The 11,941-nt window shown below is 44.7% G+C and carries 9 protein-coding genes; 7 read left to right on the top strand and 2 right to left on the bottom strand.

Annotation, left to right across the window (positions count from 1 at the left end; translation table 11 throughout):
• Positions 1 to 8: 8 nt before the first annotated feature.
• From WCW_RS06435 to WCW_RS06425, 3 genes are all read left to right on the top strand, one after another.
• The gene (locus WCW_RS06435; RefSeq protein ID WP_041941565.1) at positions 9 to 1,940 is read left to right on the top strand and encodes an ABC transporter ATP-binding protein; all 1,932 of its coding nucleotides are present in this window, start codon (positions 9 to 11) and stop codon (positions 1,938 to 1,940) included.
• Positions 1,930 to 2,616: a 7-cyano-7-deazaguanine synthase QueC gene (gene queC, locus WCW_RS06430; protein ID WP_013182391.1), complete on the top strand. Its 687-nt coding sequence runs from the start codon at positions 1,930 to 1,932 to the stop codon at positions 2,614 to 2,616. The genes WCW_RS06435 and queC overlap by 11 nt, the downstream gene beginning before the upstream one ends.
• Before the next feature lie 74 nt (positions 2,617 to 2,690).
• Positions 2,691 to 4,076 carry a hypothetical protein gene (locus tag WCW_RS06425; protein ID WP_013182390.1) on the top strand — a complete coding sequence of 462 codons (1,386 nt, stop codon included), beginning with the start codon at positions 2,691 to 2,693 and terminating at the stop codon, positions 4,074 to 4,076.
• Here WCW_RS06425 and WCW_RS06420 read toward each other — a convergent pair.
• Together WCW_RS06420 and WCW_RS06415 are read right to left on the bottom strand one after the other, a co-directional pair.
• Complete coding sequence (locus WCW_RS06420) at positions 4,012 to 4,572, bottom strand: hypothetical protein (RefSeq protein ID WP_049767131.1); 561 nt, start codon at positions 4,570 to 4,572, stop codon at positions 4,012 to 4,014. The genes WCW_RS06425 and WCW_RS06420 overlap by 65 nt on opposite strands.
• Positions 4,569 to 5,666, bottom strand: a complete 1,098-nt coding sequence (locus WCW_RS06415; protein ID WP_013182388.1) for a 3-deoxy-7-phosphoheptulonate synthase — start codon at positions 5,664 to 5,666, stop codon at positions 4,569 to 4,571. Before WCW_RS06415 ends, WCW_RS06420 begins: the two co-directional genes overlap by 4 nt.
• A 27-nt stretch (positions 5,667 to 5,693) precedes the next feature.
• On the opposite strand from WCW_RS06415, the gene WCW_RS06410 reads away from it, so the two are divergent.
• From WCW_RS06410 to WCW_RS06395, 4 genes are all read left to right on the top strand, one after another.
• On the top strand, positions 5,694 to 7,175 hold the full coding sequence (locus tag WCW_RS06410) for a hypothetical protein (RefSeq protein ID WP_013182387.1): 1,482 nt from the start codon (positions 5,694 to 5,696) through the stop codon (positions 7,173 to 7,175).
• A 270-nt stretch (positions 7,176 to 7,445) separates the two neighbouring features.
• Positions 7,446 to 10,124, top strand: coding sequence for a hydrogen gas-evolving membrane-bound hydrogenase subunit E (mbhE, locus tag WCW_RS06405; protein ID WP_041941564.1), 2,679 nt, complete (start codon positions 7,446 to 7,448; stop codon positions 10,122 to 10,124).
• Position 10,125: 1 nt separating this feature from the next.
• Positions 10,126 to 10,461, top strand: a complete 336-nt coding sequence (locus WCW_RS06400) for a Na+/H+ antiporter subunit C (RefSeq protein ID WP_013182385.1) — start codon at positions 10,126 to 10,128, stop codon at positions 10,459 to 10,461.
• On the top strand, positions 10,461 to 11,939 hold the full coding sequence (locus tag WCW_RS06395; protein WP_013182384.1) for a proton-conducting transporter transmembrane domain-containing protein: 1,479 nt from the start codon (positions 10,461 to 10,463) through the stop codon (positions 11,937 to 11,939). Before WCW_RS06400 ends, WCW_RS06395 begins: the two co-directional genes overlap by 1 nt.
• Positions 11,940 to 11,941: the final 2 nt, after the last annotated feature.

The raw sequence follows: 11,941 nt of genomic DNA, 5'->3' as shown, positions 1-11,941 counted from the left end.
ATCCAACCATGAAAAAATTATTTCTTTCGGCATTGGGAAATCCTAAGCATCGTTCTCTCTTCATTTTTACAGTATTTGCCATGTGTGCGTTAACAATTGCAACGCAGTTGGAAGTATTAGCGATCGGTGTGATGACCAAAAAAGGTCCTGATGCTTTCGAATTATTTGCACCGATCAAAGAGGGGGCGCTGCAGCGTGTCGATGCCATCGATAGGAAAACGGTGGATGAGCGTTGGGGCGAGATGACCCATTCTGATATTTTGACAAAAGAGGAAGCGCGCGACTTCATTGCCAATATGAAGAGCAGCGATCGTATTCAGCAAGCAATTAACGTCATCGATCGCTATTTTCCGATCTCAAACAGCTTGCGTCATTTAGCGATTGTCTTGGTATTTGTTGCACTTTTTAAAGCGGTTACCCTTTTTGCTCACCGATTTGCAACCCGCGTGCTTGCGATTCGGGTGAGCCGCGATCTTAGACAAGAGTATTTCGAGCATATCCAGTCGATGCCGATGGAGTTTTATCAAAACTACAACATCGGTTCACTTTCGTCGAGAGTCGTTGGAGACTCTTCAATGATTGCCGAGGCTGTAACAGCAGTGTTGACAAACTATCTGCAAACACCTTTTACAGTGGTGTCTACCTTGATTCTCTGCTTTTACACATCGTGGCAGCTTTCTTTGATCGTTTTTCTTGGATTTCCGTTGATCGTCATTCCGATCGTCTATATCTCAGGACGAGTGCGAAAAATTTCCAGGCAGATTCAGCAGAATCAAGAACAGTTCACTTCTGTCCTTATCGACTTTTTATCGGGAATCCAAACAGTCAAAGTTTTTTCTATGGAAGATTTCTCCTTGAAAAAATACAAGGAGCAAAATGAGCAGATGGCCAGGCTTGAGAAAAAAAGCGCCCGTTACGATCTTTCGTCCAGACCGGTTGTGCATACGATTGCGATGTCCTTCCTCTCCATATCTATGCTTTGGGGGTTGTATGTTTTGAAGCTTAGTGTATCGGAAGCGCTTTTCTTTTGCGGGTTGCTGTATGTTTTTTATGAGCCTGTTAAAAAATTCGCTGAAGAAAATAGCCGGATTCAAAGAGGAATTGCTGCTGCCGATCGCATGTATGATGTGATGTCGGTCAAACCCTGCATTACAGACAGGCCGGACGCGGTGAAATTGACCGAGTTTAAAGAGTCGATAGAGTTTGACAATGTCAGTTTTCGATATGGCAATGAATGGATTTTGAACAACCTTAGTTTTTCTGTAAAAAAAGGGGAGACAGTTGCGATTGTCGGGCCTACAGGCGCAGGAAAGTCAACCATTGTCCAGCTGATTCCGAGGCTCTATGAACCGCAGTCAGGTGAAATTCGCATTGACGGCCTCCCCATCGAGTCGTATACCCAAAAATCACTGAGGGATCAGATCGCTTTTGTGCCGCAAAGACCCTTTTTATTTATCGATACTGTGGCGGCGAATGTCTCTTTTGGATGTCCCTATACATTGGAAAAGGTAAAAGAGGCTGCTGTCAAAGCGCATGCCCATGAGTTTATCGAGCGTCTTCCGAATAGATATGACTCCATCCTTTCAGAAACAGGAAAGAACCTCTCCGGAGGCCAGCAGCAGCGTTTGGCTATTGCTCGGGCCCTATTTAAGGATGCCCCTATTCTGATTTTAGACGAGGCTACATCGGCACTTGATACAGTGAGCGAACATGGCATTAAAACGGCGATCGCAGCGCTTAGAGGGCAGATGACTCAGATTATCATTGCTCACCGTCTGACCACGATTGAAGATGCAGATAAGATCATCTACCTTGAGGGAGGGCAAAAGATTGCTGAGGGAACTAAGGATGAGCTCTTGAAGTGCTGCCCAGGCTTTCGTCAGATGTGGAACGCGATGCATCAATCAAGCGGTCAGAGAGAGCTTGCGCATGCGTTGTAAACAGGCATTAGTGGTTCACTCTGGCGGAATGGATTCTTCTCTTTGCCTTAAGTTGGCAATCGACCGCCATGGAGCCGATCAGGTGTTGTCTATTTCTTTTCGCTATGGGCAGCGGCATTCCAATGAACTTGTCCAAGCTGCAAAAATTTGCAGAGATTGGGGGGTAGACCACTGCGTTATTCAGTTGGATTGCCTGCAGGAGATCACTGATAACGCGCTGATGAACACCGAAATTGCAATCGAGCATTCTCAAGGCAGGCCGCCTAATACGTTGGTTTTAGGGCGGAATGGATTAATGGCGCGTCTGGCAGCGATCCATGCCAATCATCTAGGAGCAGAAAAAATCTACATGGGAGTGATCGAGGTGGAGGGGGCTAATTCCGGCTATAGAGACTGTTCAAGAGATTATATGGATCTAATGGAGAAAATTTTGCGGATAGATTTAGACAATCCGCGGTTTGAAATTGTGACGCCGATTGTACAGATGACAAAATGCCAGACAATGGCGCTCGCTGATCAATTAGGGGTTTTGGATTACTTATTGAAAGAGACGATTACTTGCTATGAAGGAATTGGGGGAAGAGGGTGTCAGCATTGCCCTGCCTGCAAGCTCCGCAATGAAGGGGCTGATCGGTATAAACGTTTATCAATTGGTTATGTCTTAACAAAAAATTAAAGAAATATTGATGTTTTTTTTACCATTTTATATAATGATTCTGTAGGAATATGAAATAGTAAGAGGGTAATAAAATGACTAGTACAGGGGGAATACCTCCAGACGGAGGATCTATCCATTGGCAAAGTTCTTCGACGTCCGGTAGTGATGAAACGGAAAGGACGACAAGAGCTGCGACTTTTAAAGCTGATGGGAAAGAATATACGGTGAAGGTTTCCTATAGTCGTCAAGCGGTAAAAGAGAAATATGGAATTAGTGACGATGCAGTTGATGCGACAATGGAAGAGGTGATTTCAAAAATTGGAGTCGAACAATTAAAGAATCTGGCGGGACACTCGATTAGCGCTTCATTGCGTGGGAAGGGAGGGGAGCAGATTCAATATAAGGCGAACAAGGATTCCAACTATCAGATCTTTTCGGATGCACTCAAGACGAAAAATCTTCCATTATTTCAGACAATTTCCACTGTGCGAACTATTTTTCAATTGAATACTGGAGCTTTAAAGCGAGTTCCTTCGTCGTCTGGCGAAGTAGAACTGGATATTAAAGAAGAAACGGAAAAATTGAGAGATTCTTCTATACGATTTAAAGAAGTCCCCAACGAAGTTTTTGCGTTTATTGAACATTTGAGTAGCACTAATCCTATCGCATCAGATTTAGAAAAAATCAAGAAAATCATCGAAGCAGATTCAGCAGATTCAGCAGATGAAGTCAAAAAAATCTTGCAAGATCCGAAATTAAATTTAACCAAAGAGCAGCAAAATGAAGTGCTGAAACAGTTGAAAGATGTTGATTTTGCAGATGAGATACGAGTCGCGATCGGCTTGCAAAAAGAAGGAGATGTCTTTTTAGATGTTTCTCAAGGAGGAATTCAAATTGAGAACCAGCCGGAAGAGGTGGGGAAGATGGCTTGCGCATCCATCTGTGGACAGGCGATTTTATGGATGGAAAGTAATAACGAGTATTTAGTAACAAGAGAAGATTTTGAACAGGTAATCAAAGACGGCATTGATCGGCATGTCGGTAAAGAGCGTGTTGAAAATCCTCCAGAAGGAAAAGAATTTAATGGCGTTTTTAAGGGAATTTCTGAAGATTTTGAAAGTGAAGATTATAAATTTGAACACAGTTTTATCACAGAACATTTTGATGATGAAGTTGAGTTAATGACTTCAAGTGATTATCTTGTTGTCACTGGTTATTCCTCTGCTTGGGGTGAGGAACTAGGGTCGATTTTGCTATTTAAAGTAGATGATGATGAATCCTCAGCTCAATGGGGAGTGATGGATTCTCATGGACTTACAGAAAACAAGGATACAAAAGATGAAATCACCAGAGGGGCTTCGCTAAGATTTTTTGATACAGCACAAAAGGCTTTGGACTATGTCAAAGGCCATGTCAAAATGGGAGAGGAAGATAGTGCTCGAGTAGATAAGGTTTCAGTGGTTGATCGACAAAGTTGATGGTGCCGCTCTCATCATCATTGCGGTCGATAGCGATCAGCTCTTCCCAAAGCTGATGCCGTGACTCTTCATAAACACACTCTCCGGCAATCAATTGCACTCTGTAGGTTAAAAAACCTCCTGTTTTGCAATACTCATCGTTCAATATGCGGAACACTGTTGTTCCTTTAGCCCTGCGCAAAGGGATCTTGCGATCGATCTGCTCGCGGTTCCTAAAACGCAGCTGCAAGCGCAGATGAGGATCATCCAATTCCATTAATTGCTTCGGAACTGACCAGGAGATGACCAGGCGTTGCCCAAAAGGCGGGCAGTTCAGCAGGGGATCGGGTGTGTCCACATAAAAACTAGCCAACGATTCACGCGTTACATAATCGGAGTGCACGGTTAGCATCCTTGTCGAACAGGAGGCAAGGGCGCCAAAGATTGCAAACATGAGCAAAAAGGTGTTTAAAGATAACAAAGAATCTTTCAGTGTTTGGTTGATTTTGTCTTTCAAATGATTCTCTCAGGCAAAAGTTGACGGCAACCTTCACCTCTAAAATTTTTCGTTTTAAGAGCATTATCAACATCTTTTATCAAGGATTTTGTCGTTTTCCAGTCAAGGCAAGGATCGGTGATTGATACGCCGTATTTCAGGTTGGATGCGCACTCGTGAATGGATTGGTTGCCCCCCTCGATGTGACTCTCAAGAATAAATCCTTTGATCGCATCATTGCCTGCAACGATCTGGTCCATCACTGAACTCAGTACCTCCCGCTGCCGATAAGGACTGCGTCTGGAGTTGTCGTGCGAGCAATCGATGATGATCTTTTGCGGCATCTGAGCGCTTTCCAAGTGAGCGATCGCCTCAGCAATGGACGAAGCGTCGTAATTAGAGCGCTGCTCGCCTCCACGCAAAACAATGTGGGAGTCGGGGTTGCCGAGAGACTTTACGCAGGCAAGCTTGCCATTCGGATCGAGAGAGAGAAAGGTGTGAGGCTCAGAAGATGAAACTGCGCCATTGACTGCAATTTCGATGTTGCCGTCTGTATTATTTTTAAAAGCGACAGGCATCGGTAGATGAGATGCAATCTGGCGATGGATTTGCGACGACGAAGTGCGCGCCCCAATGCAGCTCCAAGTGATCAAATCGCCGAAATAGTGGAAGGAAAGAGGATCTAGAAGCTCTGCCGCTAAAGGAATCCCCATATCAGTCAGCTGTAAAAAGAGCTCGCGCGTCCACTGCACTCCCGTCGCTACATCATAGGAACCATTTAAGTGGGGATCGTACATAAATCCTTTCCAACCTAAAACAGTGCGCGGCTTCTCAAAATACACCCGCATCACAATCAGCAGCGTCTCTTCAACTTCGGAAGAGAGTTTTTTCAATTTTTGCGCATAGTCAATTGCAGATCTGGGATCATGGATCGAGCAGGGGCCGACGATAGCTAATAGGCGAGATTCTTGACCGTTTAAAATACGCCGGGTTCGAGACCGGGACTGTTCAACGAATTCTGTTTGTGCTACAGTTGCGGGCAACTTTTCTTTTAGCTCCAGGGGAGTTAGAAGAGAATCGGAACAATCCGTATTGAACGGTGAGATTTTCAACATGAGCCTTTGTCAACTAAAGGGTGAAAAGTGGAAACCATAGCAAATTCTCAATTTTTTCGAACAGCTTTTGAAAAGGGGCAAAGCGATTTTGTTCAAAGATCTTCGAACGGGCCGGTTTTCGATGCGGCAATCAAACCCTCCCTTGCCAAAGAGTCTTACCGCATACATCTGCAGGGCAGCAACGTGTGCATAGAAGGGGGAAGCGCAGCCGCTATTTTTCAGGGTGCCGGATTGTGGGAAGCGGCCTTTGCCAGTGGACATGGGGCTGATTATCTTGGAAAACATGAAGCAGCTTATCCTTGTCGATGGCTTTATCCAAAGAAGAAATTTGAAGAAAAATATTTGTGCAAACGCCTTCTGCAAATGGGGTACAATGGAGTGGTCCTGGAACAGTATCCCAATCATCTGCAGGTTTTTAAAAAATTTGGTTTAGAGGTAGTTTTATTGGCAAAAGCGCCAGATTCAACTCCTTTTGACGCAGGATGGAATCCGGTGTTTGAAAACCTTGAAGGGATTCAAGCTGTTTATTGGAAAGGGACTTACAGCTCAGGAAAATATCTTCATCATCCGATGGCTAGAGACGACCTGATGATTGATCTTGCTTTGCGGGAGGTGAAAGCTGTCGAAGAGGCAATTCAAGGACGCTGCGCGCTTGTTTATGAATTGGATCCGAGGAGCTCTATCCATTGGATCCCTGAGTTCATGGATGGGGTTGGCGAGCAGACGATGGTAAGTTTTTCTGCTTTGAACGGCAATCCTATTAATCATCATCTCGGTTATCACCCGCTTTGGGAGCTCTTACGCGAACTTCCCGACACAAGCGCAACTCGGCTGCTTCCCATTTTGAATGTTGGAAGTGTTGGACAAGGCGAAGGGTTTTGGCCTGTGATCCCGTTGGATCTGATCGATTTTGCAGCAGCACATATGCGCAGGCAACCTTTTGCAGGCGCTGTGGTCTTGACAAGTTTCCTTTCCAGGCCGGGAACATTTTTGGATGGAGCTTTGTGGACAGCGGGACATGCGCTTTGGGGAGAATATGCTCCCAGAATTCTTTTGGAAACTTGGTGCAAAGCTTATCACCCCAGCCTGGCATCGCTTGAGCTTTTAGGAGATATTTGGAAAGCGATGCGCCGTTTATCCGGACTTCAAGCTGTTGGGAAGTGCTCGACAGAAGAGTGCCGCAGCTTCTCGGAAAGTTTAGTCGGGGAGTTAAACCGCCTGCAAAGGACGGCAGATGAATGCAAAGGGTCTATTCAGGAGTATTTTACCTATTTTGCAAGGGATGCCAGAAGGCAAATTTTGCATTTTCTTCAAAGCCGTCACGCTCCAATGGTCAATGTGTTGAATGGGGACGATCTGCAGGAATCGTTTTGGACGGCGATTCAGCAAAGCGGAGGACCGGGGTTTGGATCGGGAGCTAAAGTATCGATTCTGAATACGCCTCAGAAGGGAAGTGAGGGAAGCGCAATGCGTCGAATTTATGAAGAAGTTGACGTTTTTTCTCTATAAAACCTGCGATTGTGTCCTAATCTGCGACCAATCATCTACAGCTGAAGGTCATCTTTCGATAAATTTCTCCTCCGCCATGTCAAAGACATGTCTCCGATCAAAATTTTCAAAATCTAACCTTCATCTGTAGCGTTTGGCCGCAGATTAGGACACAATCACAGGTTAAAATTTGTTGACCGTCATTGAACGCTTCAGTTAGTCTGGGTCTTTTATTTGCCCGAGGCAGTTACTTTGCTGATTCCATTTGGCTATTACTTACTAGCTCTCTTTATGTTAGGACCCATCGCGATACTGATCAAAAATCGCTTAGGAAAATGGGCGGGATGGATCTATGCCCTTGCTCCTTTTTATGGGATATTGGAATTTCTCTGGATCATGCCAACTTTGGAAAAGGATCACGTTTTGACGGAATCCTACGGATGGATTCCTCAATACGAGATCAGCCTTTCCTTCTATTTTGACGGATTAAGCGAGTTTTTCGGTCTATTGGTGCTTGGGATAGGGGCATTGATCTTAATTTACGGCTCTTACTACACGAAGGCTTATCCGCGCAAAGAGGTGTTTATGGGACACCTCATTTTGTTTATGGCTGCCATGCTAGGGCTGGTGATCGCTGGAAATCTTCTTACTTTTTTTCTGTTTTGGGAGTTGACAGGAATCTTTTCCTACCTGTTGATTGGATTTGATCATGAAAAAGAGAGCGCTAGAAAAGGTGCGCTGCAAGCTCTGCTAATTACAGGATTGGGAGGACAGGCGCTTCTTGCAGGGTTCATTGTCTTGGGGATGGCTTATCCCGATTATGAATTCAGAACACTTTTATCCAATCCTGCCGCTTTGCAAAACTCTGCTTTTTATTTTCCCGCATTGATTCTCATTCTGATCGGCGCATTGACAAAATCAGCGCAGTTTCCTTTTCATTTTTGGCTGCCTGGTGCAATGGTTGCCCCGACGCCAGTCAGCGCTTATTTGCATTCTGCGACGATGGTCAAAGCAGGGATTTTTCTCTTATTGAGGCTCAATCCTGTTCTTGGCGGGACGGAAAGTTGGCACTACATCCTAACGGTAGTTGGTGTGACGACGATGTTTGTCGGCGCCTGGAGCAGCGTGACACAGACAGATCTTAAAAAAGTTCTTGCTTATTCAACGATCAGCGCTCTGGGAACTATTGTGTTGCTGATTGGCACGGATACGGAGTATGCGATCAATGCAGCAATTCTGTATATCCTGGTGCACGCTTTCTATAAAGGAACGTTATTCATGCTTGCAGGAGTGATCCAAAAACAAACCCACACTCGAGAAATCCCAAAGCTTGGAGGCCTTTATCGATACATGCCTCTGACTGCTGTTGTGATGTGTCTGGCTTTAGTTTCCATGGCCGGTATTCCTCCTATGCTAGGCTTCATTAGCAAAGAGTTGGTTTACGAAGCTAAGGTTCACGCTCCAAATGCTTACTGGTTTATCCTACCTGCCGGTGTCATTACCAATATGATCATGGTTTTTCTCTCTTTGCGGTTGTCTATTGATGTTTTTTGGGGAAAGGCTGGCCAGTATTTGAAACGTCCGGAAAAACCTGTGATCTCGATGATCCTTGGACCTGTCGTCCTTGTTTTCCTTAGTTTAGTTCTTGGCATTTTTCCTGAAAGCATTGCTAATGCATTAACTGCGGAAGCCATTTCAGATATCAACCCCCATTTTGGAGCGATCGAGCTAAAACTTTGGACCGGATGGAATACGATTCAACTCATCAGTCTTCTAACTCTTGTTCTGGGTGGATTTTTGTACATTAAAAAGGAAGTTTTCATCGAATCCGTTCAAAGAGTCAATGTCCGATATTGCTCTCAGAAATTCTCCGATCTATTTTTCCGCTTGATCGACAGGTTTTTGGCGTTTACAAAAGAAAAAACCGGTATCGTTCAGCATGGATACCACCGGTTTTATCTGATGACAATTTTTTCTGTGGCATCAGCGTTTGTGTGGCTGCTCCTTTGGCATTCTCATGCTGTGGAGATCGCACTAAATTTTGACGAAATACCGATCAGTCAAGCTGCGATTTTGCTGTTGATCATTGTTTCTGTTTTTTATGCCGTTTCCTCTCCTTCAAGAGTAGTCGCTCTCATTTCGATGGGGGTGGTGGGCTTTGGTATTGTCATGGTCTTCATTGTGTTTAGCGGAGTGGATCTCCCGATCACGATGATCCTTGCAGAAGTGATGATGATCATTTTGTCGATGGCGCTCCTTTACTATCTTCCACGCTATGTGAGTCAATCGGATAAGGGGGAGAGGATGAGAGACGCAGTCATCGCAACGGCTGTCGGGGCGAGCATGGCCGTTTTGATTCTACAGGCAAATGCTGTGGATTTAGGAGCGCCTATTTCCAATTTTTATAAAGAAGTTAGTTATCCTGAAGCGTTTGGACGCAATATTGTCAATGTGATCCTTGTTGACTTTCGAGCCTTTGATACGCTTGGGGAGATCACTGTCTTGACGATTGCGGCTCTTGGGATCTTTTCCTTGATGAATGGAGAAACTGCAATCGAAAAAATGCGGGAAGAATCGGCAATTCTGCAGATTGCGGCAAAAATTCTTCGTCCTCTTTTGATTGCTTTGTCTGTCGTGGTATTTTTGCGTGGACACAACGATCCTGGAGGCGGGTTTATTGCAGGATTGATGGTAGGCGCTGCAGAGATCCTTTACATGATGGCATTTGGAGTAAGTCAGGGGAGGAAAGTGATTTTCCTTAATCCGATCAAAATGATGGGGCTTGGACTGGCATTCTCTGTACTTTCCGGCTTCCCTGGGGTGCTCTTCGGAGTTCCTTTTATGAAAGGAGAATGGATAGATTTAGGGATGGGAATCAAATTAGGAACGCCGATTTTGTTTGATTTGGGAGTCTATTGCACTGTGATAGGGATGTTGACACAGACGGCATTTTTGTTGATGGAGGAGTAAATTGAAGTTTTTATTGGCGATCGTTGTCGGAGTGTTATTCGGATCCGGAGTCTTTCTGCTCTTACGCCGAAGTTTATTTAAGTTGGTGATCGGTTTGATTTTATTGGGGCATGCGACGAATTTGTTGATTTTTGCCTCAGGTAAATTGACTTTGGGCCGCCCTCCTTTTGTTGAACAGGGGCAAAATTCCTTGATGCTGGCCGATCCTTTACCGCAAGCTCTGATTCTAACTGCCATTGTGATCAGTTTAGGAGTCACCGCCTTTGCTCTTGTGCTTGCTTACAAGTTTTATGGTGTGACGAAGATCAGCGATCTGGACGACCTTAAGGAAAATTGATGATCTTACCGGTGCTGCCTCTTATTCTTCCGTTGATTGCCGCTATTGTGTTGATGGCAACTTTAGGAAATGCGAAAGCGCAGAAATGGATTAGCACAGTTGCAGCCTTTTCCATGCTTGCCTCTTCGATCTATCTGTTTTTTTATGTCTATCGCCTGGGCATTGTCGCTTTCCAATTGGGTGGCTGGGAAGCTCCGTTTGGCATCAGCATCGTGTTGGATCGGCTTTCCATGATTATGTTGACTGCAACTGCCTGCGTTGCTGTTTCCGTGATTCTCTATGCTTGCGGCAGTTTGGATGAAAAGCGGGAAAAAAGCGGTTTTTACCCTTTAGTGTTTTGTTTATTGACCGGTGTGAACGGAGCCTTTATCACAGGCGATATTTTTAACCTTTATGTTTGGTATGAAGTGATGTTAACCGCATCTTTTGTGCTGATCACCTTAGGAAAGGAGAAGGATCAGCTTAGCGCTGGGATCAAATATCTGACAATTAACTTTGTTGCTTCAATCTTTTTTGTTTCGGCGATCGGAATTCTTTATGGAATGGTCGGTTCTCTAAATATGGCAGATATTGCTAAACGGTTGATGGATGCCGGAGAAGTTCCTTACATCAGCGGCGTTTGCATGCTTTTTTTCATCGCCTTCAGTATCAAAGCGGCTTTGTTTCCTTTTTTCTTTTGGCTTCCCGCTTCTTATCATACGCCGCCAATTGTGATTACAGCTCTTTTTTCAGGAACATTGACAAAAGTGGCTATTTACACGCTGATCCGCTTTCAAAGCTTGTATTTTTTTTCTGAAACAGCTTTTTGGAAACCTTTTTTCCTCGTGACCGCCTTTCTAACGATGATTGTTGGGGTCTTGATGGCAGCTTCTCAGTATGATACTAGAAAAATTCTCTCATTCCACATTATCAGCCAAGTAGGGTATATGGTGATGGGGATGGCGATCTCCACAATTGGCAGTTTGGCTGGAGCGATTTATTTTGTTGCACACAATATTTTCTCGAAAACTTCCCTTTTCTTTGTCGCTGGTCTGGTCAATCAACGCTCGCATAGTTATGAGATCAGAGATTTGGGAGGATTGTATTCCGCAGCTCCTGCTTTGGCTATTTTATTTTCCATTCCTGCCTTAGCATTGGCAGGAATACCTCCTCTTCCAGGCTTCTTTGGCAAATTCCTGTTGGTGAGAAGCAGTTTGGAAGAGGGGGACTATCTCATTGCAGCAGCTGCAATTTTGGTCAGCCTCGCGACTCTGTTTTCTATGGCGAAAATTTGGAACGAAGTGTATTGGAAGAAAAAAACTTATCATGCCGAATCTGGAAAAATCAGTCGCAGGGCCGTTGCTGCAACTTCTTTTTTGATGGCATGCGTTGTTTTGATGGGAGTGTTTGCGGGGCCTCTCATTGCGCTTTGCCAGGCAGCTGCAGAACAAATTCTGGATCCGCAACAGTATATACAAGCAGTTATGGAAAGGGGATAGGC

Source organism: Waddlia chondrophila WSU 86-1044 (assembly GCF_000092785.1).
Classification (GTDB): domain Bacteria; phylum Chlamydiota; class Chlamydiia; order Chlamydiales; family Waddliaceae; genus Waddlia; species Waddlia chondrophila.
The sequence above is the reverse complement of the archived record's forward strand: the minus strand, read 5'-3'. Positions and strand labels throughout refer to the sequence as shown.